The organism is Micromonospora fulviviridis (assembly GCF_014648395.1).
In the GTDB taxonomy this organism is placed as follows: domain Bacteria; phylum Actinomycetota; class Actinomycetes; order Mycobacteriales; family Micromonosporaceae; genus Micromonospora; species Micromonospora fulviviridis.
This window is the reverse complement of the sequence record NZ_BMRA01000002.1, coordinates 612055-632390: the sequence shown is the minus strand read 5'-3', so window position 1 is coordinate 632390 and position 20336 is coordinate 612055. Positions and strand designations below refer to the sequence as shown.

The 20336-nt window shown below is 73.8% G+C and carries 23 protein-coding genes; 12 read left to right on the top strand and 11 right to left on the bottom strand.

The genetic code is table 11. The features are described 5' to 3' along the window. Positions 1–29: 29 nt before the first annotated feature. Positions 30–866: a helix-turn-helix transcriptional regulator gene (locus IEY96_RS07935; protein ID WP_189194122.1), complete on the top strand. Its 837-nt coding sequence runs from the start codon at positions 30–32 to the stop codon at positions 864–866. A 46-nt stretch (positions 867–912) separates the two neighbouring features. On the opposite strand, the gene IEY96_RS07930 is transcribed toward IEY96_RS07935, so the two are convergent. Then, a complete protein-coding gene (locus tag IEY96_RS07930; RefSeq protein WP_189194121.1) occupies positions 913–1767 on the bottom strand; it encodes an aldo/keto reductase in 855 nt (284 codons plus the stop codon). A 289-nt stretch (positions 1768–2056) separates the two neighbouring features. On the opposite strand from IEY96_RS07930, the gene IEY96_RS07925 reads away from it, so the two are divergent. Further along, the gene (locus tag IEY96_RS07925; protein WP_189194120.1) at positions 2057–2560 is read left to right on the top strand and encodes a hypothetical protein; all 504 of its coding nucleotides are present in this window, start codon (positions 2057–2059) and stop codon (positions 2558–2560) included. Here IEY96_RS07925 and IEY96_RS07920 read toward each other — a convergent pair. Next, the gene (locus IEY96_RS07920) at positions 2542–3534 is read right to left on the bottom strand and encodes a LysR family transcriptional regulator (RefSeq protein WP_189194119.1); all 993 of its coding nucleotides are present in this window, start codon (positions 3532–3534) and stop codon (positions 2542–2544) included. The genes IEY96_RS07925 and IEY96_RS07920 overlap by 19 nt on opposite strands. Positions 3535–3583: 49 nt before the next feature. On the opposite strand from IEY96_RS07920, the gene IEY96_RS07915 reads away from it, so the two are divergent. Together IEY96_RS07915 and IEY96_RS07910 are read left to right on the top strand one after the other, a co-directional pair. Then, positions 3584–4465: a serine hydrolase gene (locus IEY96_RS07915; protein WP_189194118.1), complete on the top strand. Its 882-nt coding sequence runs from the start codon at positions 3584–3586 to the stop codon at positions 4463–4465. Positions 4466–4617: 152 nt separating this feature from the next. Then, on the top strand, positions 4618–5598 hold the full coding sequence (locus IEY96_RS07910; RefSeq protein ID WP_189194117.1) for an MBL fold metallo-hydrolase: 981 nt from the start codon (positions 4618–4620) through the stop codon (positions 5596–5598). Between the two features lie 44 nt (positions 5599–5642). Here IEY96_RS07910 and IEY96_RS07905 read toward each other — a convergent pair whose 3' ends face one another. Further along, on the bottom strand, positions 5643–6182 hold the full coding sequence (locus IEY96_RS07905; protein ID WP_189194116.1) for a DUF1697 domain-containing protein: 540 nt from the start codon (positions 6180–6182) through the stop codon (positions 5643–5645). 254 nt (positions 6183–6436) lie between these two features. On the opposite strand from IEY96_RS07905, the gene IEY96_RS07900 reads away from it, so the two are divergent. Beyond that, positions 6437–8566, top strand: a complete 2130-nt coding sequence (locus tag IEY96_RS07900) for a M6 family metallopeptidase (RefSeq protein WP_189194115.1) — start codon at positions 6437–6439, stop codon at positions 8564–8566. A 59-nt stretch (positions 8567–8625) separates the two neighbouring features. Here IEY96_RS07900 and IEY96_RS07895 read toward each other — a convergent pair whose 3' ends face one another. The 5 genes from IEY96_RS07895 to IEY96_RS07875 form a co-directional block, all read right to left on the bottom strand. Then, positions 8626–9120 (bottom strand): hypothetical protein, encoded by a 495-nt coding sequence (locus IEY96_RS07895; protein ID WP_189194114.1) that lies wholly within the window; start codon positions 9118–9120, stop codon positions 8626–8628. A 68-nt stretch (positions 9121–9188) separates the two neighbouring features. Then, entirely contained in the window at positions 9189–9752 is a 564-nt protein-coding gene (locus tag IEY96_RS07890) for an SOUL family heme-binding protein (protein ID WP_189194113.1), read from the bottom strand. A gap of 37 nt (positions 9753–9789) precedes the next feature. Then, positions 9790–10506 carry a YqeB family protein gene (locus IEY96_RS07885; RefSeq protein ID WP_189194112.1) on the bottom strand — a complete coding sequence of 239 codons (717 nt, stop codon included), beginning with the start codon at positions 10504–10506 and terminating at the stop codon, positions 9790–9792. Between the two features lie 2 nt (positions 10507–10508). Beyond that, positions 10509–11285, bottom strand: a complete 777-nt coding sequence (locus IEY96_RS07880) for an ABC transporter permease (RefSeq protein ID WP_189194111.1) — start codon at positions 11283–11285, stop codon at positions 10509–10511. Next, positions 11282–12181: an ABC transporter ATP-binding protein gene (locus IEY96_RS07875; protein WP_189194110.1), complete on the bottom strand. Its 900-nt coding sequence runs from the start codon at positions 12179–12181 to the stop codon at positions 11282–11284. Before IEY96_RS07875 ends, IEY96_RS07880 begins: the two co-directional genes overlap by 4 nt. A 132-nt stretch (positions 12182–12313) precedes the next feature. On the opposite strand from IEY96_RS07875, the gene IEY96_RS07870 reads away from it, so the two are divergent. From IEY96_RS07870 to IEY96_RS07860, 3 genes are all read left to right on the top strand, one after another. Further along, positions 12314–13552, top strand: a complete 1239-nt coding sequence (locus tag IEY96_RS07870) for a sensor histidine kinase (protein ID WP_189194109.1) — start codon at positions 12314–12316, stop codon at positions 13550–13552. Further along, entirely contained in the window at positions 13549–14226 is a 678-nt protein-coding gene (locus tag IEY96_RS07865) for a response regulator (RefSeq protein ID WP_189194108.1), read from the top strand. Before IEY96_RS07870 ends, IEY96_RS07865 begins: the two co-directional genes overlap by 4 nt. Positions 14227–14331: 105 nt before the next feature. Continuing rightward, the gene (locus IEY96_RS07860) at positions 14332–14784 is read left to right on the top strand and encodes a hypothetical protein (RefSeq protein WP_189194107.1); all 453 of its coding nucleotides are present in this window, start codon (positions 14332–14334) and stop codon (positions 14782–14784) included. A gap of 126 nt (positions 14785–14910) precedes the next feature. Here the strand turns inward: IEY96_RS07860 and IEY96_RS07855 are convergent, their stop codons facing one another. Next, positions 14911–15687, bottom strand: coding sequence for a D-Ala-D-Ala carboxypeptidase family metallohydrolase (locus IEY96_RS07855; protein WP_189194106.1), 777 nt, complete (start codon positions 15685–15687; stop codon positions 14911–14913). 342 nt (positions 15688–16029) lie between these two features. On the opposite strand from IEY96_RS07855, the gene IEY96_RS07850 reads away from it, so the two are divergent. Both IEY96_RS07850 and IEY96_RS07845 read left to right on the top strand, forming a co-directional pair. Then, entirely contained in the window at positions 16030–16671 is a 642-nt protein-coding gene (locus IEY96_RS07850; RefSeq protein ID WP_091313069.1) for a DUF6642 family protein, read from the top strand. Between the two features lie 32 nt (positions 16672–16703). Then, positions 16704–17168 (top strand): PPOX class F420-dependent oxidoreductase, encoded by a 465-nt coding sequence (locus tag IEY96_RS07845; RefSeq protein ID WP_189194105.1) that lies wholly within the window; start codon positions 16704–16706, stop codon positions 17166–17168. A 2-nt stretch (positions 17169–17170) separates the two neighbouring features. Here IEY96_RS07845 and IEY96_RS07840 read toward each other — a convergent pair whose 3' ends face one another. Both IEY96_RS07840 and IEY96_RS07835 read right to left on the bottom strand, forming a co-directional pair. After that, the gene (locus tag IEY96_RS07840; RefSeq protein WP_189194104.1) at positions 17171–17812 is read right to left on the bottom strand and encodes an NAD(P)-dependent oxidoreductase; all 642 of its coding nucleotides are present in this window, start codon (positions 17810–17812) and stop codon (positions 17171–17173) included. Between the two features lie 58 nt (positions 17813–17870). Further along, positions 17871–19103 (bottom strand): serine hydrolase domain-containing protein, encoded by a 1233-nt coding sequence (locus tag IEY96_RS07835; RefSeq protein WP_189194103.1) that lies wholly within the window; start codon positions 19101–19103, stop codon positions 17871–17873. Positions 19104–19169: 66 nt separating this feature from the next. On the opposite strand from IEY96_RS07835, the gene IEY96_RS07830 reads away from it, so the two are divergent. Beyond that, on the top strand, positions 19170–19763 hold the full coding sequence (locus IEY96_RS07830; RefSeq protein WP_189194102.1) for a pentapeptide repeat-containing protein: 594 nt from the start codon (positions 19170–19172) through the stop codon (positions 19761–19763). A 54-nt stretch (positions 19764–19817) separates the two neighbouring features. After that, a complete protein-coding gene (locus IEY96_RS07825) occupies positions 19818–20270 on the top strand; it encodes a pyridoxamine 5'-phosphate oxidase family protein (protein WP_189194101.1) in 453 nt (150 codons plus the stop codon). Positions 20271–20336 lie beyond the last annotated feature (66 nt).

Below are 20336 nucleotides of genomic sequence, written 5' to 3'. Positions count from 1 at the left end.
GGCGGCCGGCGATGCGGCAGGCTGGGGGCATGAGCACGCTGCGCCGCGACGAACTGGCGAACTTCCTGCGCACCCGCCGCGCCCGGTTACGCCCCGCCGAGGTCGGCCTCCCCGAGGGGGTACGCCGCCGCACGCCGGGCCTGCGCCGCCAGGAGGTCGCCCAGCTCGCCGGCATGTCCATCGACTACTACATCCGGCTGGAGCAGGGGCGCGGCCCGCACCCGTCCCGGCAGGTGCTCGCCGCGCTGGCCCGGGCGCTGCTGCTGAGCGGGGACGAGCGGGCCTATCTGTTCCGGGTCGCCGGGGAGGCCCCGCCGGAGGCGACCGGGCCCGGCCGGGAGGTGTCGCCGGGCCTGCGGCACCTGCTCGACGCGATGTCGGAGACGCCCGCCTACCTGGTCGACGCGGCGTACGAGATCCTGGCCTGGAACCGGCTGGCCGCCTGGTTCGTCGGCGACCTGTCGGCGGTGCCGGCCGGCGAGCGGAGCATGGTCCGCTGGATGTTCGGCCGGACGGTGCCCGAGTCGCACTGGGCCGACCCGGAGGTGCTGCGCTTCGCGCGGACCACCGTGGCGGACCTGCGGGCCGCCTACGGCCGCTACCCGGCCGATCCGGCGCTGGCCGCGCTGGTCACCGAGCTGCTCGGGCTCTCCCCGCGGTTCGCCGCGCTGTGGGCGGAGCACGAGGTGGGGGAGCGGCGCCCGACGGTCAAGCGGGTGGCCCACCCGGAGCTGGGTCCGCTGGAGTTCGAGTGCCGGGTGCTGCACGTGCCGGAGACCGACCAGCGGCTCATCGTCTACGTCCCCGAACCGGGGTCGCCGACCCAGGCCGCGTTCCGCCGGGTCGCCGAGCGGGTCGACTCCTGAACCCGCGCCCGGGGCCCGGCGGCCGGGCCCCGGGCGCGGTGGCGGCTCATCGGGGAACGTAGTCGAAGGTGTCCGGGTTCGGCCCCTGCCGGCCCGCCTCGCCCTTGTTCAGGCCGTTGATCCGGTCCATCGACGCGTCGTCCAGCTCGAAGTCGAAGATCCGGAAGTTCTCCTCGATCCGGCTCGGGGTGGTCGACTTCGGGAAGACGATGTCGCCGCGCTGCACGTGCCAGCGCAGCACCACCTGCGCCGGCGTCCGGCCGACCTCCTCGGCGATGTCGACGACGGTCGGGTCGTCGAGCACCTTGCCCTGCGCGATCGGGGACCACGCCTCGGTGAGGATGTTGTGCGCCTTCCCGTAGGCGCGGACCTCCTCGTTGGCGAAGTACGGGTGCACCTCGATCTGGTTCACCGCCGGCGTGACCGTCGCCTCGGCGGCCAGCCGCTCCAGGTGGGCCACCTGGAAGTTGGAGACGCCGATCGACCTGATCCGGCCGTCGCGCTGGAGTTCCTCCAGCACCTTCCAGGTCGAGACGAAGTCGCCGTCGTAGAGGGTCGGCAGCGGCCAGTGGATCAGGAACAGGTCGAGGTAGTCGAACTTCAGTGCCTGGAGGGTCGACTCGAACGCCTTGCGGGCGTCGTCCGGGCGGTGGAAGCCGTTGTTCAGCTTGCTGGTGACGAAGACCTCGCTCCGGTCCAGCCCGGAGGTGCGCACGGCCTGCCCGACCTCGGCCTCGTTGCCGTACATCTCGGCGGTGTCGATGTGCCGGTAGCCGACCTCCAGCGCCGTGCCGACGGCCTGCGCGGTGTCCTTGGGGTCGATCTGGAAGACCCCGAAGCCGAGCTGCGGGATGGTGTTGCCGTCGTTGAGCGAGATGTCGGGAACGCTGTTCGGGGCCATGGAAGCCTCATCTCCGATCGTCCGGGGTGCCCGGGAACGCTTCCATGCGCGGCGCCGGGCCTGCCACCAGTCTTCTCTACCCGCTCGTTCCGGCTCGTCACGGCCGTGGCCGGGTGATCTGTGCCGCCACCATGCGCCGCCCCTTCGAGCAAGGTAGTCCACACACATCAATCGATGTCGATCCTGTGTGTGTCGGACATATATCGGGTTACGTCGATGGACGGCAAGAATCCGGCAAGTCGTTTCACCGTCGTGCCGGACTCCAGGAAGCCACGGGAACGGGAGCGTCATGTCGTCCATCCGAACCGGTCTGCGTCGTCGCCTGCTCACCCTCCTCACCGCCACCGCCGTCACCGTCGGCGCCGCTCTCGGGCTGGCCGCTCCGGCATGGGCGATCAGCCACTCCAGCGCCACCTCACAACTACGGGCCGCCGGTATCTCCTGGACATCCAGCGGGAACTGCAGCGACCGTTACGTCGCCACCTGCACCTCCTTCGAGGGCATCCGCCAGGCCACGATCGACGGGATCATCACCTTCAAGCGCGCCAGCGGCTGCGCCATCACCATCACGGCCGGCACCGAGATCGGCCACGCGAGCGGCACCTACAGCCACTGGAACGGCTACAAGGTCGACATAGCCCTGAGCACCTGCATCCAGAACTACATCTCCGCCGCCTACACCTACGTCGGCTACATCTCCGGCTTCGGCTACCAGTACCGCGCGCCCTCCGGCAACCTCTACACCAAGGAAGGCAGCCACTGGGACATCCTCTACTACACCTGCGGCTGCTGACCGACGCTCTGCCCGCCCTGGCCGGCCTCGAAGAGCACCGGCCAGGGCCGCGCGGCCGACGCGGGCGCCGCCGTCGGCAGCGGCGGCTCCGCGGCGGCCAGCACCTCGGCCGCGAGCTGCCCGAACATCGGGGCGGCGGGGTGGCCCGCCCGGGCCGGCCAGGCCGCCGAGGTGCGCTTCACCAGGGGTGCGCCGGCCAGCGGCCGCCAGGCGATCCGGGGCTCGCGGCGGGCCAGGGACTCCGGTTCCAGGGCGACCGCGCCGCCGGCCAGCAGCAGTCCGAACAGGAACTCCGGGTTGCGGGCGGGCCGGACCCGGGCGGGCACGAAGCCGTGCCGCCGGCAGACCGCCAGCAGGTGGCCGTGCCAGCCGGGCGCGGTGGCCGGCGGCGCGGTGATCAGGTCCAGGCCGGCCAGGTCGGCCAGCTCCACCTCCCGGCCCCGGGCCACCGGGGCGGCCCGGGGCAGCAGCACCCCGACCGGCGCGTCCACGGCCGGGCCGAAGCGCAGCCCGGTCTCCTCGACCGGGTGGTGCAGCAGGCCGACGTCGAGCCGCCCCTCGGCCAGCATCCGCTGCTGCTCGGCGCTGGTCAGCTCGTGCAGGTCCAGGTCGAGCCCGGGCGCCCGGGCGGCCAGCCCGTCGAGCAGCGCGCGCAGTGTCACGGCCGGGGTCTCCGGGGGTACGCCGGCGCGCAGCACGCCGAGCGCGCCCCGGCGTACCTGGTCGACGAGGTTGCGCAGCCGGCGCTCCCCGGCGAGCAGGTCGTCGGCCTCGCCGAGCAGGAGCTGGCCGGCCGTGGTGAGCCGGACCCGGCGCTGCGACCGGTCGAAGAGGGTGGCGCCCAGCTCGCGTTCCAGCCGCTGGATCGACTGGCTCAGCGGCGGCTGCGCCATGCCGAGCACCTCGGCCGCCCGGCCGAAGTGCAGCTCCCGGGCCACCACCACGAAGTGCCGCAGGTGTCGCAGCAGGTCCACGACGGGCCACCCTACGCCCGCCCCGATCTGCGGTGGCTAGCGTGTCGGGGTGAGCGCGGAGCGGATCGGGGAGATCTTCCAGCGGGCCGGGATCAGCGGCTGCCTGCACGTCGTGGACGTCGACGCGCCGGGGCGGGAGGTGGCGCTGCGCGCCGACGAGCAGGTGGTGATCGCCTCGGTGTTCAAGATCCTGCTGGTGCTGGAGTTCGCCCGGCAGGCCGTCGCCGGGCAGCTCGACCCGGCCGAGCGGGTGCTCGTCGGGGCTGCCGACCGGCTCGGCGGCTGGGGTGTCGCCGGCTGCGCCGACGACGTCGAGGTGTCCCTGCGCGACCTGGCCTACTTCGCCATGTCGGTCAGCGACAACACGGCGGCCGACCTGCTGCTGCGCCGGGTGGGCCCGGACGTGCTGCCGATGCTCGCCGCCGAGCTGGACCTGCCGCGTACCCGGATCGTCGGCGGCCCCCGCCAGCTGGTGGAGACGATGCTGGCCGACGTGGGGGCCCGGACCGAGGCCGACTTCGCCCGGATCTTCCCCACGCTGCCGCCGGAGCGGGTCCGGGCCATGCGGGTCTTCGACCCGGCCCACACCACCTCCAGCACGGCCCGGGAGATCACCCGGTTGCTCGGGCTGATCTGGCGGGACGAGGCCGGTCCGCCCGCCGCCTGCGCGACGGTCCGCGAGCTGATGGCCCGGCAGCTCTTCTGGACCCGGCTCGCCGCCGGCTTCCCGCCCGGCGTCCGGGTCGCCGGCAAGACCGGCACCCTGCCCGGCCTGCACCTGGAGGCCGGGGTCGTCGAGTATCCCGACGGCGGCCGGTACGCGGTCGCGGTCTTCGCGCGCACCGAGCGACTCAGCACCCGCCGGATCGACGTGGACCGGGCCATGGGCGACGCCGCCCGGGCCGCCGTGGAGGCGCTGCGCGCCGGCTGATTTCCCGGCCGGCTCGGGCCGTTCGCGGGGCCGTGACCTGCGGTGATATCCGGACGCGTATCGACCGTACCAGCGGACGATCTTGGACATCGGCGGGCGGCCGGTGGTGGGGTGGGGCCACCGAACAACCTGCTCCACGGGGAGGACGCTCCATGCTCGACGAACGGTCGTACGACCGCCGCCGTTTCCTGCGCGACGCCGCGGTGGGCGCCGCCGCCGTCTCGACCGCCGGCCTCGCCGCCGGCGCGCCGGCCCGGGCCGCCAACACCACCACCGCCGCCACCGCCGGGGCCGGGGGCTCCGGCGCGGTCAGCTTCCGCTGGTGGGGTACGTCGGGCTGGCGGATCGACATCGGCAACCGGACGGTGCTGGTCGACCCGTACCTGAGCCGCTACGACACCGGCCTGTTCAAGGGCGCGTTCAACGAGAACACCCCGCTGACGGTGGACACCACCGTCGTCGACCCGCTGGTGGACCGGGCCGAGAACATCCTGGTCACGCACACCCACTGGGACCACTTCAACGACGTGCCCCACATCGCCGAGCGGACCGGCGGCCGGGTCTTCGGCACCCTTACCGCCTACCACCTCGGGCTGGCCTACGGGCTGCCGTCCGGGCAGCTCGCCCCGGTCAAGGGCGGCGAGGTGCTCGACTTCGGCGCGTACACGGTCGAGGTGGTCAGCTCCCGGCACAGCCGCAACGGCGCCTGGTCGATGGCCTTCCCGGGCGTACGGGTCAGCCGGCCGCCCAGGCCGGAGAAGATCTCCGACCTGCCGGAGGGGGACACCCTGGCGTACCAGATCCGGGTCGACGGCGGCCCGTCGGTGTTCTTCATGGGGGCGAGCGACTTCGCCGAGCGCAACCTGGTCGGGCTGGCCCCCGACGTGGCCATGGTGGCCTCCGCCGCGAGCACCGCCACCGCCGACTACGTGCCCCGGCTGATGGCCGCACTCGACTACCCGAAGGTCGTGGTGCCGGTGCACTGGGACAACTTCGAGACCCCGCTGACCAACCCGCCGACGGTGGCGCCGAACGACCGCAAGCGCCTCGAGGACCTGATCGCCGCCGTGCGGAAGGCGTCGCCGCGCAGCCGCGTGCTGGTGCCGGAGTACCACACGGCGTACCACTTCTAGAGGCCGGTGGGGGAGGGGCCGGGTCACGGGGCCGGCCCCTCCGTTCAGCCGGCGGCCAGGTCGCGCAGCGCCAGCACCGACTTCCAGTTCCGGGTGGTCGCCACCACGCCCAGCTTCTTCTCCAGGTGGGCGTTGGTGAACTTGGTCCGCCCGTAGCCGCCGTCGGGGAAGTGCAGGTGGATCTCCCGGCCGTCGACCGCGAACTCCAGGTTCTCCCCGGCCGGCGCGGCGAGGTCCCTGACCTTGGCCTTGCTCGGCGCGGCCGCGAGGAAGGCCACCAGCACCCGGGTCGGGTCGTCCTGCTTCCCGGCGTACGGGCTGGCCGCCACGACCGAGGCCAGTTCGTCGCCGCTGCGCACCAGCACCGGCACGCGCAGGCCCAGTTCGTCGGCGAGCTTGCGGGCGATGCCCTCAGCCAGGATGTCGTCCTTCGTCGGCGGGCTGCTGAAGACCACGTTGCCGCTCTGCAGGTAGGTCTTGACGTCCTCGTGCCCGAGGTCGGTGACGAGGCGGCGCAGGTCGGCCATGGCGAGGCGGGTGGTGCCGACGTTCACGCCCCGCAGCAGGGCGGCGTAGCGGGTCATCGGGCCTCCTCGCCTCGGCGTCACGTGGACCCCCAGCCTAGAACCGCCGCCGCCCGCTATCCGCGCGCGGACAAGTGACTCGCGTTCGTGACACATTCGTTACCGAAGCTCCCTCCCGCCGCACCGTCGCAAGTGGTTGCCTGAAGACAAAATTCCCCTGGTCAGCTGCTGCCTCGGGCGGCACCGACCGGGCAACTGCTCATCCGACGGCGGTGGCCGGAGCTGATCACCGCCTCATGGCAGGAGGCATCCGCGTGCGAATGAGACGACCGAGCCGGATCGCGGCCGCGGTGGCGGGCGTGACGGCGCTCGCCTTCACGGTCTCGGCCCCGGCCGAGGCCAACGACCACGAGAACCTTCCCGGCGAGCCGACCATCACGGTGCCGATCAACGACAGCGCGGCGGGCGGCACCTACAACCAGGACTTCACCCGGGTCTACGCCAACACCACCCCCGACGGCACCCCGGTCTACATCTACGTCCCGAAGGGCACCCCGCTCGACGGCACCGCGCCGACCGGCGTGGCCAGCCTCGACCCGCAGTTCGACCACAACCCGGGCGACGAGTTCGTTCCCTGCGCCACCGCGACGGCCGCGCAGTTCACCCTCACCCAGGCGCAGATCAACTACGTGGGCGACAAGCTCGCCGACCAGATCGTCGCCGTGGACGAGGAACACTACGGCCCGATGGACGCGGCGGACCCGGACGAGCCGGCCAGCGACTCGCTGGTGATGCTGGTCTACAACATCCAGGACGACGCGTACTACGACTGCGCGGTCACCTCGTACACCGCCGGCTACTTCGCGCCGGACTTCATCGACAGCGTCGGCATGAACGTCATCTCAGTCGACGGTCTTGACTGGGCCAACCGGGTCGGCCCGAACGACTCGCCGTGGCGGGACGCCAACCCGGCCAACGACCGGCCGGAGCTGTACGAGGGCACGGTCGCCCACGAGTTGGAGCACCTGCTGCACAACTACAGCGACCCGGGTGAGCTGTCCTGGGTCGACGAGGGCCTGGCCGACTTCGCCATCTTCCTCAACGGCCTGGACGCCGGCGGCTCGCACCTCACCAACCACCAGGTCCTGTACGAGGAGACCTCGCTGACCCGCTGGGGCGGCAGCCTCGCGAACTACGGGGCGGCGTTCACCTACTTCCAGTACCTCTGGGAGCAGGCGGGCGGCAACGGCGACGGCACCTACACCCCGGACAAGCAGTACGACGGCAAGGCCGGTGACCTGCTCATCAAGACGATCTTCGAGGAGCAGGCCGACGGCATGGCCGGCGTGCAGAACGCCATCGACGACTTCAACGCGGCGACCGGGGCGCACCTGCGCAGCGCGGCCGACCTGTTCCGCGACTGGTCGGTGGCGGTCTACCTCGACGACGAGGACTCGCCGATCTACGACATCAAGGCGTTCAACTTCGGCGACCCGGCTGACACCTCGTGGACGATCGACATCGCCGACGACGTCTTCTGGGGCGGCCGAGGCAGCTACAACGGCGCCACCCCCGAGGCCAAGTGGGCGCGGCTGAAGAACCGCCCGGACACCACCGCCGTGCCGTTCGGCATGTCGGTCGAGCGGTTCCGCAACCCCGGCCCGACCGTGTCGCTGGCCTTCGACGGCGACGACGAGACGGTGATCGCGCCGCACACCGGCACGACGCACTGGTACGCCGGCTACGAGAGCCAGGACGACAACATCCTCGACGTGAACACCTCCGGCGCGGTCACCTCGCTGGACTTCTGGAGCTGGTACTTCATCGAGGAGGGCTGGGACTACGGCTTCGTCGAGGCGCTCGTCGGCGGCAACTGGGTGACGGTGCCGGTGCGCAACGACGCCGGGCAGGTCGTCACCACCGACGACGACCCCCACGGCAACAACGAGGAGGGCAACGGCCTGACCGGCACCTCCGGCGGCGAGTACTTCGTGGACGACCCGGTCTACCTGCACCTCACCGCCGACCTGCCGGCCGGCACCACGGACGTGCGGTTCCGCTACTCCACCGACGCCGCGTACATGGACACCGGCTGGTTCGTCGATGACGTCCGGGTCAACGGCGCCGCGGCGAACCTCACCTCCGCGGCGGGCAACTGGATCGCCACCGACGGCGTGCAGGACAACAACTGGACGGTCCAGGTGGTCAGCCACTGCGACCTCACGCCGGGCGTCACCTCGGCGGGGGAGACCACCGACGGCGCGGGCAACTGGGTCTACCGGTCCACCGGCGACCACTTCACCGCCAGCGGCCTGCAGACGAAGTGCGCCAACGGCAACCAGGACGACTTCGCCGTCCTGATCTCCAACCTGCCGACCGGTGACCTCACCTACCTGGACGCGGACTACACCTTCCGGGTGAACAACACGGGCAACCGGAAGTAGCTATCCCACCCCGTCGGGCCCGCGCCGCACCTCGGCGCGGGCCCGACGTCGTCCGGAGGTCAGGAGTCCCGGTAGAGCGGGAGGCCGAGGCTGGTGCGTACCTTGTCGGCCTGCGAGCCGCCGTCGTGCGCGGCGGCAGCGCGGATCTCCCGCATGAGCACCGCGGCGCTGCCGGCCTCGGCCGCGAGCCGCCAGTGCCGCAGCGCCACCTCGTTCTCCTTGAGCAGCGCGGCGACCGGGGCCTGCGCCACGGCCGGCCAGGCGGTGGCGCGGAGCTGCTCGGCGTGCGCGGCGTTGGTGGTGGCGACCGTCCGGGTCAGGCCCCGCACCGTCCGCCACGGCCGGCCCGCCTTCAGCGCCTCCTCCAGCTTCTCCAGCGCCGTGTTGTACGGCGCCACGATGGCCAGGTAGCGGCCCTTCGCCTCCGTCACGGTCAGCGGGGCCGGCGCGCTCGGCGCGGGGGTCGCCCAGGTCGGCCGGGCGGTCGTGTCGCTGCCCCCGCCGCAGCCGGCGAGCAGCAGCACCAGGGCCAGGGCGGCGGGCCAGCGGCGCACGGGGTCTCCCATCTGGCGGGCGGGGCCACCGAGTCCGGCGGTGGCCCGGCGACCGCGCCGGCCGCCGACTATTCGGCGACCGGGAGGACGACCTCGTTACGGCGCAGGAACCAGGGCTTCCACGGCGGGTCGTAGCGGGCGTACCGGACGGCACCGGTCGGGCGCAGGCCGGTGGCGGTGACCGCGCGGCCGAGGGCGGTGGCCCGTCGCTCGAACGCCCGCGCGGTCCACCGCCCGGAGAACCGCATCGCCGCGGCGAGCTGCGCGGGGACCTCCCGGGTGCGGACCAGCGGGTCCGTCGGCTCGGGCAGCGTGGCCGGAGTGAAGCCCGCCGGCATCACGAACCGCACCAGCCAGCACCCCGGCCGGTCGCCCTCCTCCTGGAGCACGGGAGCCGTCATCGCGATCCGCTCCGCGCCGGCGGCCCCCGGTGCCACCGCCGCGATCACCGGGACCGCCCGCCGCGACCGGTTCGCGCCGGAGAGGTACCGGGCGAGCGGCCGGAACGCCGCGTTGCCGGCCGACTCGAACGACCCTTCGACGCGCACCTCGGCGACCAGGTGGGCCGGGTAGCGGCGCAGCTCGAACCCCGGGTGACGAGCCACCACGCGGTACGGCTGCCGCTCGGTCATCGCACCCTCCCCGGCCTCGGTGGTCCCACCGCCGACGCTACCGCCGCACGCCGTCCCGGTCCGGCGGACCGGGGACCAGCCGCCAGTACTGCCGCTTCCCCTCGTCCCGGACCACCACGCCGAGCCGGGCCAGCTCGCCGCGCAGCTCACCCGCCTCGCCGCCCCGGCCGGCGTCGACCGCCCGCTGCCGGGCCCGCAGCAGCGCGTCCGCCCCGGCCGGCAGCCCCGGCAGGCCCTCGACCCAGCGCCGGTACGCCGACCCGTACGGGTCCTGCGCGACCCAGGGCCAGCCCTGCCCGGTGAACGCCGCGCGCAGGCCCTCCGGGCTGAGGTCGGACCGCTCCCGGGCCAGCTCGCCGCCGGCGGCGTCCAGCAACACCAGCGCCCGCCCGTCGAGGAAGACGCCGGTGACCGCGGCCCGCGCCACGTCCCGGCCGTGGCCGTCCCGGTGCAGCCGGACCGAGGCCCGCCCCACCGTCACGGTCAACCGTTCCCGGGTGCCCAGGAACGCGAGCACCAGGCCGGCCAGCGCGGCCAGCCCCGCCCCGACCGGGTACGACCGCTCCTCCGGCCACCGGTCCAGCAGCGCGAACCAGCCCTGGAACGGGAACCAGGGCAGGTCGGCCACCCAGCCGGACACGGCGGCCAGCGCCGCGCCCAGCCCCGCCCCGAGCAGCGGGAACCCGGCCCACATCAGCACCAGCTCGCCGGCGCCGCCACTGACCACGACGGCCTCGCCGGACCCCCGCGCCACGGTCAGGACACCTCCCGGCGCAGCGTACGGACCAGCCCGGCGGCCAGCGGGACGAGCAGCCACACGGCCAGCGACACCCCGAGCCGGCCCCACTGCCCGGCCGTCACCTCAGGGCCAAGCAGGGGCTCCATGGTGACCGAGGTGTCCAGCCACCGCGCCGGCTCGCGCAGCGCCCGGATCATCGCGGCGAGGATGCTCCACACGGTGGGCAGCAGCAGGTAGGTGACGATCGCCAGCGGGGTGTTCAGCAGCAGCAGGCCGAAGCCCGCGCCCATGAGCACGTTCGCCACCTGGAACACCGCCGCGTACGGCAGCAGGTGCCAGTCGAACGTCCAGGCGCCCGCGCCGCCGGTGGCCCGGGCGGCCAGCGTGCCGGCGGCGGCGACGGCCAGGCTGACCAGCACCGAGGCCAGCGCGGCGAGCACCACGGCGGCGAGCTTCGCGGTGACCACCCGCTCCCGGCGGGGCACCAGGGCGAAGGTGGTCAGCGCGGTGCGCTGCGACCACTCCCCGGTGATGGAGAGGATGCCCAGCACCGGCAGGAGCAGCCCCACCGGGAACAGCGACGGGGTGAAGAAGGCCGTGAAGGTCTGCTCGGGGTCCTTGAGCACGAAGATCTGCACCGTCACGATGGCGGCCGCGACCAGGCCCATGGTGATCAGGAGCCAGCGTCCGGCCCGGGTGTCGGCGAGCTTGCGCAGCTCGACCCCGGTCAGCCGGGCCAGCGAGGGCCCGGTCGCGGCCGGGCGGCGCAGAGCGGGGGCGGTGACGGCGGTCATCGGACGGCCTCCTTCGTGGACGCGCCGGCGGTGAGGGTGAGGAAGAGCTGTTCGAGGCCGCCGCTGCCGGCCGGGCGCAGCTCGGTGAGGACCAGCCCGGCGTCCGCCGCGGCAAGGCCGACGGCCTCCGGCTCGGCCCGCACGACGTAGCCGCCGTCGGTGCCCGCGGTGGCCGGCAGGCCGGCCCGGTCCAGGGTCAGCCGCAGGGCGTGCTGGTCCCGGGCGCGGACCAGGGTGCCGGCGCCGGACAGCAGTTCGTCCTTGCCGCCCTGGGCGACCACCCGGCCGCCGCCGATCACCACGAGCCGGTCGGCCACCGCCTCCACCTCGCGCAGCAGGTGCGAGGAGAGCAGCACGGTGCCGCCCCGGTCGGCGAAGTCGCGCAGCAGGCCGCGCATCCAGAAGATGCCCTCCGGGTCGAGGCCGTTGGCCGGCTCGTCGAGGATCAGCACCCGGGGGTCGCCCAGCAGCGCCAGCGCCAGGCCGAGCCGCTGGCGCATGCCCAGGGAGTACGCCCCGACCCGCCGCCGCGCCGCGGTCTCGTTCAGCCCGACCAGGTCCAGCTTGGCCGCGACCTGCCCGCGCGCCACGCCCATGGTCCGGGCGGCCAGGGCCAGCGCCTCCCGCCCGGTCCGCCCGGCGTGCTGCGCGGAGGCGTCGAGCAGGACGCCGATCTCCCGCCCGGGGTTGGGCAGTTGCCGGTAGGGCCGCCCGGCGACCGTGGCGCCGCCCGCGCTGGGCGTCGTCATCCCGCAGATCATCCGCATGGTGGTGGACTTGCCGGCGCCGTTCGGGCCGAGGAAGCCGGTCACCGTGCCCGGTTCGCAGCGGAACGAGACGTCCTCGACGGCGGTGTGCGGGCCGTACCGCTTGGTGAGGTGGTCGACTTCGATCATGCCGTCGAGCCTGCCGGGGCGACCCGGTCGCCCGCTGCGGCCGGCGGTCGGTGCCGCCGATACCTCGGTCTACCGCCAGACGTCGACTTTGGTAGCTGGTGGGGCCCGGAAGGGGCTTCCTAGCATGGGTGGATGAGCAGCGCCGTCGTACCCGATCACCCCTGGCTGCTGCCGGGCTCCCTGACGCCCGCCGCCCGGGTGCCCCGGCGTACGCCCCGGGACTGGCTGGTCGACAGCCTGGCCTTCCTGTTCTCGGTGGCCTGGGTGCTGCTCGCCTACGGCGACTCGGTGCGGCCGGAGCCGGAGTTCGCCATGAACCTCGGGCCGGCCTGGCTGAACCAGCTGGACCTGGCCATCGGGCTGCTGGTCAGCGCCGCCCTCTGGCTGCGCCGGCGCTGGCCGGTCGGGCTGGCCGTGGCCGCCGCGCCGCTGGCCCTCTTCTCGGTCACCTCCGGGATCGCGCTGCTGATCATCCTGTTCACGCTGGTGGTGCACCAGCGGCTGGCGGTGGCCCTGGCGCTGGTCGGCTGGCACCTGGTGACGACGCCGCTCTACCTGGCGATCCGCCCCGATCCGGTGCTGCCGTTCTGGGCGGCCGTGGCCTGGACCCTGCTCTTCATCGGCGGCACGGTGGCCTGGGCGCTGTTCGTCCGGGCCCGCCGCCAGCTCGTGCTGTCGCTGCGCGACCGGGCCGAGCGGGCCGAGGCCGAGCAGCAGCTCCGACTCGACCAGGCCCGCCAGCTCGAACGGACCCGGATCGCCCGGGAGATGCACGACGTGCTGGCGCACCGGATCTCCCTGCTCAGCCTGCACGCCGGCGCGTTGGAATTCCGCCCGGACGCGCCACCGGCGGAGGTGGCCCGGGCGGCCGGCGTGATCCGGGCCAGCGCGCACGCCGCGCTCCAGGACCTGCGCGAGGTGATCGGCGTGCTCCGCGCCGAGCCGGCCGCCGAGGCCGCCCCGGAGCGCCCGCAGCCCACCCTCGGCGACGTGCCCGCGCTGGTCGCCGAGTCCCGGACCGCCGGGGTACGGGTCAGCGTGGTGGACGAGGTCGCCGACCCGGCGGCGGTGCCGGCGGCGGTCGGGCGCAGCGCGTACCGGATCGTGCAGGAGGGGCTCACCAACGCCCGCAAGCACGCGCCCGGGGCGGTGGTGACCGTCCGGCTGGCCGGCGGCCCCGGCGACGGCCTGGCCGTGGAGATCCGCAACCCGTGGCCGGTCGGCGAGGCGGGCTCGCCGATCCCCGGCACCGGCACCGGGCTGGTCGGGGTGGCGGAACGGGTCAGCCTGGCCGGTGGCCGGCTCGACCACGGGCGGGACGCCGACGGCGACTTCCGGCTCATCGCCTGGCTGCCCTGGGCTCCCGCGTGAGCGCCGAGCCGCCCGTCCGGGTGCTGATCGTCGACGACGACGCGCTGGTCCGGGCCGCGCTGTCGATGATCCTCGGCGGGGTGCCGGACGTCCGGGTGGTCGGCGAGGCCACCGACGGCGCGGAGGTGCCCGCCGCGGTCGCCGCGTACGCCCCCGACGTGGTGCTCATGGACATCCGGATGCCCCGGGTCGACGGGCTGGCCGCCACCGAGGCGCTGCGGGCCGCGCCCGACCCGCCCGAGGTGCTGGTGCTGACCACCTTCGACGCCGACGAGCAGGTGCTGCGGGCGCTGCGCGCCGGGGCGGCCGGCTTCCTGCTCAAGGACACCCCGCCCGCCGAGATCGTGGCGGCGGTGCGCCGGGTCGCGGCCGGCGAGGCGACCCTGTCACCGGCGGTGACCCGCAAGCTCATCGCGCACGTGACCGCCCCGGCGCCGGCCCGGGCGCCGGACTCCCGGCGGGACCGGGCGCTGCGGCTGCTCGACGGGCTGACCGAGCGGGAGCGGGAGGTCGCCGTGGCGCTCGGGCAGGGCCGGACCAACGCGGAGATCTCGGCGGAGCTGTTCATGAGCGTGGCCACCGTGAAGGCGTACGTCTCGCGCCTGCTCACCAAGCTCGACCTGAACAACCGGGTGCAGGTGGCGCTGCTGGTGCAGGACGCCGGGTTGGTCTGACCGCCGGGTGCGGATTGAACTGCTGCCGGCACGGGGCCGTACCAGTGGTCGAGGATGTGGTGCGGCCGGTCCGCCGCACCGCTGCCGAGCTGCGGGAGGCCTGCCGTGCGAGTTGGTGAGCAGTCGACGGATCCCATCGATCAGATCCTGGGCGAGGTGCCGGTGCCGGCATCGCTGACCCCCGAGGATGTCCGGCTCGCGGTCCGGGCGGTGGTGGTGCACGCCGCCGAGGAGTGGCCCGCCGGACCGAAGTGCCGCAACGACGGCGCCGCGTACCCCTGCCGGCTGCACCGGTGGGGGCGGCGGGTGCTGGAGGCCCACGGCCTCAACGAGCGCCAGATCGACGCCCTGGTACGTCACGGGAACCCGTTCGTGCACGTGCCCTTCCCGTTCGTGCTGTCCGGCCCGTCGGCCGGGCGGCCGGCGGCCTCCCAGTCCCCGCGCGGCCCGGCCGGCCGGGTCGCCGCACCTCCGGTGCGGCCCGCTCTCCGGCCCGGCGGTACCGGTCGGCCCGTGGCGCCCCCCGCCACCCGGCCGCGCTGGCCCCGGGCGAGCTGACGGGCATCCCGGGTCGCGGCGTGGCGTGGACACGCCGAGCCGGGATGGTCGTCCTGCTCCACCGGGGGACGGCGGCCCGGCCGCAGGGAGCCCCCACCCCTGCGCCGGGCCGCCGTCGACGTCGGGTCAGCTCACCCCGCAGTCCGGGACGGACCAGTTGGTGCCGTTCGACGACCGGTCCTGGTTGTTCTCCCGGCGCGAGTCCACGTGGACGTGGTCGTCGTGGCCGGGGTAGCCGGGACCGTAGAGGCCGCTGAAGCCGTGGTCGCGCGCCGACCGGGCCACCTGGCAGAGCGTCCGGTTGCGGGAGGTCACGTCGGCCGCGTTGCCGTAGAGGTGCTGGCTGTCCGAGGCGCCGTCGACCTGCTGGTTGCAGGCGATGCTGCGGAAGCCGCTGCTGATGTAGAGCGGCGTGTCGCCGAGGCTGCGGCGCAGCGCCTCCAGCTTCCACATGGTGCGCAGCGCCTTCTCCCGGGTCGCGGTCGGCGAGAGCGGGCCCCCGCTCCACCCGCCCTTGCCGCAGCCGTTGTCGAGTTCGGTGTAGCTGAAGTGCTTCGGCGTGCAGTCGCTGTCCTGGAGGTCGTAGATCTTGGCGAAGGTCTGCGGGCCGGCGACGCCGTCGGCCCGCAGCCCGTACGCGGACTGGAAGCGTCGGACCGCGGCCGCCGTCTCGGGGCCGTAGATCCCGTCGACCCGGACGATGTCCCGGTACGCGGCCCAGCCGGCCACGCGGATCTGGAGCTGCCGTACGTCCTCGCCGGAGCGCCCCTGGTAGAGGTTCCGGGGCCAGGTGTAGCAGCTGTCGGCGTGGGCCGGTGGCGCGGCGACGACAGTGGCGATCGCGGCCCCGGGCAGGGCCAGCGCGAACGCGACGGCCACCCGCTTGAGCGTGTTGACGCGCACAGAGTTCCTCCCGGTTGAGAGTGGTTCGGGGTTGGGACGGAACATCGACCGGGACGTCCCGTCCCTTCCACCGTGACAGCCGCCCTGACGATTCGTGGCGAATAACCGGAATTGCTCTCACATTAGGCGCTCGCCGGGCATTGCCTGTGAATTGCGGTGAATTGCGAAACGCCCATTCACGCCCGGTCGGCATCGGCGACGACGGAACCGCGCGACGGTGACGGAATACGGCAATCGACCACACCGAGGGTGATGCCGCCTTGTCACCCCGGCCCGGTAACGTCTGCCACCAAGGCCGGGTACGGCCTCCGGGGCGACCTTCGCGGGCGGGGGAGGTGGGCGTTGGCGCGTGGTGGCGTCTTCTGCGTCGAGGGGCAGTGGCACCGGGACCTCAACGAGCGCGGCTCCGTGCTGCCCACCCTCGAACTGCTCGAACGGCTGGGCCGGATCCGTTTCATCCACAAGGACGCCGCCACCCGCGACGAGCTCTTCTACTTCCTCGACCGCTGGCTGCTCAAGCAGTACGCCGACTACCGGGTCGGCTTCTTCGCCATGCACGGCGAGCCGAGCCGGCTCTGCCTCACCGACTGGGACTCCGTCGAGCTGGCCGACGTCGCCGAACGGATGGCGGGGCGCTGCGAGGGGCGCCGCCTCTACTTCGGCAGCTGCTCGGTGCTGCGCGCATCCGACGCCGCGCTGCGCGACTTCCTCGACGTCACCGGGGCCGCGCTGGTCTGCGGTTTCACCCGCGAGGTCGACTGGGTCGAGTCGGCCGCCTTCGAGACCGTGCTGCTCGACGTGCTGGCCAACGGGCAGCGGCACAACGCCGCCGAGCTGCGGATGGGCTCGGCGCACTGGGCGCCGCTCGCCTCCTACCTCGGCTTCCGGGTGATCTACGCCAACGGCCGCGCCTGGCGGCCCAGCGCCCGGCCACGCGTGCCGGAGCAGGCGTCCCCGCGCCGGGTCGCCGGCCGTCCCCGCTGAGGCCCGCCCGGTCCGCCTGGTAGAACCGAGACATGCCACGCAGCATCGCGAGCAACACCCGGGTCGACCGGGACGCCCTGATCGAGTTCCTCCGTCCCCGGCACCGGGTGGTGCTCATGACCACCCGCGCCGACGGCCGGCCGCAGTCGTCCCCGGTCTCCTGCGGCGTCGACGCCGAGGGCCGGCTCGTGATCTCCACGTACCCGGAACGGGCCAAGGTCACCAACATCCGCCGCGACCCCCGGGTCTCCGCGTGCGTGCTCTCCGACGACTGGAACGGGCCGTGGGTGCAGGTCGACGGCACCGCCGAGGTGCTCGACCTGCCGGCGGCGCTCGAACCGCTGGTCGAGTACTTCCGCAGCATCTCCGGCGAGCACCCGGACTGGGACGAGTACCGCGCCGCCATGGTCAAGCAGGGCAAGTCGCTGATCCGGGTGACCATCGACAGCTGGGGGCCGATCGCCACCGGCGGCTTCCCCGCCCGGCTGGCCGACTGACCTCAGTACGCCGCGGTGAAACGGGCGTTGCCGAAACGGGGGTTCTCGATCTCGTCGACGATCGCCACCGCCAGGTCCTCGTAGGTGAGCACCGAGCGGCCCTGCGCGTCGGTGACCGGGTGGTCGGTGCCGGTGCGGTAGTGGCCGGTCCGCTCGCCCGGATGGAACTCCAGCGGCGGCGGCGACACGTAGGTCCAGGTCACCCCGTCGGCCGAGGAGCGGTAGATGTCCAGGGCCTCGGCCTGGCCCTCGGCCGAGTCCCGGTACTCCTCGGGGAAGTCCGGCTCGTCCAGGTAGCGGGTGCCCTTCGGGGTCAGCAGCGTCGCGCCGCCGCCCACGTGGATCACCCGGGGCGGGTCGGGCAGCTCGCGCAGGGTGTCGACGAGGGTCCGCGCGGCGTCGCGCCACAGCTCCCGTTCGCCGCCGCCGATGGCCACCACGAACACGTCGGCGTCCTCGGCCAGCTCGCGGACGCTCCGCGCCGAGGTCGCGTCACCGGTCACCGTGCGGACCCCGGGCGGCAGGTAGCTGGTCGCCTCCGGGCGGCGCACCGCCGCGGTGACCCGGTGCCCCCGCTCGGCCGCCTCGGCGGCGATCCGGGAGCCCGCGGTGCCGCCGGCGCCGAACACGACGATGTCGCTCATGCTCCCCAGGCTAGGGAGCGGGCCGCCCGACCGGTGCCGTTCCGACGAACCGGCCGGCTCAGTCGACCAGGGCTGAGTAGACGAGCTGGCGCAGCTGGGGGCGGAGCGGGTAGGTGCTCGACGGCATGAGCTGGGTGAAGAGCAGCGCCGTGACCTCCTCCACCGGGTCCACCCAGAAGGCCGTGCTGGCCAGGCCGCCCCAGTAGTACTCGCCCACGCTGCTCGGCACCCGGGACGGCACCGGGTCGAGCACCACGGCGAAGCCCAGCCCGAAGCCGACCCCGTCGAGGATCGTCTCGGCGAAGCCCTCCGGGGAGAACGACGCCAGGTCCCGGTTGCCGGGCAGGTGGTTGCGGGTCATGAAGCGCACCGTGCGGGGGCCGAGCAGGCGGACGCCGTCCAGCTCGCCGCCGCGCAGCAGGAACTGGGTGAACCGGTGGTAGTCGGCGGCCGTGGAGACCAGCCCGCCGCCGCCGGAGAGGCAGTCCGGCGCGCTGAGCGCGTAGCGGCCGATCGCCTCGGCGCGGACCGCCTGGCCGGTGGCCGGATGGGGGGTGTAGAGCGCGGCGAGGCGCTTGGCGTCCGGCTCGTCGACCCACCAGCGGGTGTCGGTCATGCCCAGCGGCCGGAAGATCCGCTCGGCGAAGAACGCGTCCAGCGACTGCCCGGAGACCACCTCGACCAGCCGGCCCAGCACGTCGGTGGAGACGCCGTAGTTCCAGCTGGTGCCCGGCTGGAAGAGCAGCGGCAGCCGGGCCATCCCGCGGGTCGCCTCGGCCAGGTCCGCGCCGGCCGGCACACCCAGGTCGAAGCCCGCCGCCCGGTAGAGGCCGTCGACCACGCTGACCTGGGCGAAACCGTACGTCAGGCCGGCCGTGTGGGTGAGCAGGTGCCAGACCCGGACCGGCTCGACCGCCGGCACCGTGTACGGCTTGAGCACCGAACCCCGGTCGTAGACCCGGACGTCGGCGAACTCCGGCAGCCAGCGGCTGACCGGGTCGTTCAGCTCGAGCCGGCCCTCCTCCCAGAGCATCATGGCGGCGACCGAGGTGATCGGCTTGGTCATCGAGTAGATGCGCCAGAGGGTGTCCGACTCGACCGGCGCGCCGGCCTCCCGGTCCCGCAGCCCGTACGTCGAGGAGTGGGCCACCTCGCCCCGGCGGGTGACGACGATCTGCCAGCCGGCGAGCCGGCCGTCGTCGACGTACCTGCCGAAGTGCTCGTCGATCCGCGCCAGCCGGGCGGGGTCGAAGCCGATGCGGTCCGGGTCGGTGCTCACTGCGACGCTCACGACGCCGAACCTACCGGCCGGTACGCCGGCCGGGAAGTGTCGGCCGGGCACACTAGTCTCGGCCCCATGCCGGAAGCCGTCGAGGACGTCACCTACCGCCACCAGGACTGGTACGCCGAGGAACTGGTCGACCGGCACTTCGTCCGGTGCGAGTTCTTCCACGTCGACCTCACCGAGGCGGTCAGCCAGGGCGCCACCTTCACCGAGTGCGTCTTCGGCAACGTGGCCCTCAACGCCTCCCGGCACACCGACTCCGCGTTCCACCGCTGCACCTTCAAGCGGTGCAACCTCTTCGAGGCCGAGTTCACCGGCTGCAAGCTGGTCGGCAGCAGCTTCGAGCAGTGCGACCTGCGCCCGCTGCGGGTCGACGGCGGCGACTGGTCCTTCGTCGCCCTGCCCGGCGCCGACCTGCGCGGGGTGCGGATCACCGACGTGCGCATGCGCGAGGTCGACCTGACCGGCGCCGACCTGACCGGCGCGGTGCTCACCGGCGTCGACCTCTCCGGCGCCCAGTTGCACGCCGCCAAGCTGATCCGGGCCGACCTGCGCGGCAGCGACCTGACCGCGCTCGACCCCACGGCGGTGGAGCGCGCCGGCGCGGTCGTCGACGCCGAGCAGGCCGTCGTGCTGGCGCAGGCGCTGGGCTTCGAGATCCGCTGACCCGCGGGGGAAAGGCGCCGCGGGGTGTCAGGTTTCCCTGCCAGGCTGGCCCGCATGACATGGTGGTCCGACCTGGTGGCGTCCGAACCCGACTTCGCGGCGCGGGTGCGCGCCCGCTTCGCCGTCCGCAAGCACGGCACGATGGCGACCCTGCGGCGGGACGGCTCGCCCCGGATCAGTGGCACGGAGTTCGACTTCGCCGACGACGGGCAGCTTCGGCTGGGCAGCATGGCGGGTGCCCTGAAGGCGCTCGACCTGCGCCGCGACCCCCGGGTGGCGCTGCACTGCCCGACCGAGGACACCCCGGAGGACGACCCGGCCTCCTGGGGCGGCGACGCGAAGATCGCCGGCCGGGCGCACGAGGAGCCGGCGGGCGAGGACGGCTCGCACCGGTTCCGCGTCGAGCTGACCGAGGTGGTGCTGACCCGGGTCGGCGACCCGCCGGACCACCTGGTGATCGAGAGCTGGCACCCGGGCCGCGGCCTGCGGCGGCGCGAGCGGCGCTGACCGTCGTGGGTGGAAGACGGTTACGGTGAGTCGGGCCGCCGTCGCTACCGCTTGGTAACGAACTGG

Coding starts and splice junctions, on each gene's coding strand:
- IEY96_RS07935 (WP_189194122.1), top strand. CDS start 30: ATGAGCACGCTGCGCCGCGACGAACTGGCGAACTTCCTGCGCACCCGC.
- IEY96_RS07825 (WP_189194101.1), top strand. CDS start 19,818: ATGACATGGTGGTCCGACCTGGTGGCGTCCGAACCCGACTTCGCGGCG.
- IEY96_RS07905 (WP_189194116.1), bottom strand. CDS start 6,182: ATGACCCGCTACGCCGCCCTGCTGCGGGGCGTGAACGTCGGCACCACC.
- IEY96_RS07910 (WP_189194117.1), top strand. CDS start 4,618: ATGCTCGACGAACGGTCGTACGACCGCCGCCGTTTCCTGCGCGACGCC.
- IEY96_RS07830 (WP_189194102.1), top strand. CDS start 19,170: ATGCCGGAAGCCGTCGAGGACGTCACCTACCGCCACCAGGACTGGTAC.
- IEY96_RS07925 (WP_189194120.1), top strand. CDS start 2,057: ATGTCGTCCATCCGAACCGGTCTGCGTCGTCGCCTGCTCACCCTCCTC.
- IEY96_RS07890 (WP_189194113.1), bottom strand. CDS start 9,752: ATGACCGAGCGGCAGCCGTACCGCGTGGTGGCTCGTCACCCGGGGTTC.
- IEY96_RS07840 (WP_189194104.1), bottom strand. CDS start 17,812: ATGAGCGACATCGTCGTGTTCGGCGCCGGCGGCACCGCGGGCTCCCGG.
- IEY96_RS07930 (WP_189194121.1), bottom strand. CDS start 1,767: ATGGCCCCGAACAGCGTTCCCGACATCTCGCTCAACGACGGCAACACC.
- IEY96_RS07870 (WP_189194109.1), top strand. CDS start 12,314: ATGAGCAGCGCCGTCGTACCCGATCACCCCTGGCTGCTGCCGGGCTCC.
- IEY96_RS07880 (WP_189194111.1), bottom strand. CDS start 11,285: ATGACCGCCGTCACCGCCCCCGCTCTGCGCCGCCCGGCCGCGACCGGG.
- IEY96_RS07875 (WP_189194110.1), bottom strand. CDS start 12,181: ATGATCGAAGTCGACCACCTCACCAAGCGGTACGGCCCGCACACCGCC.
- IEY96_RS07845 (WP_189194105.1), top strand. CDS start 16,704: ATGCCACGCAGCATCGCGAGCAACACCCGGGTCGACCGGGACGCCCTG.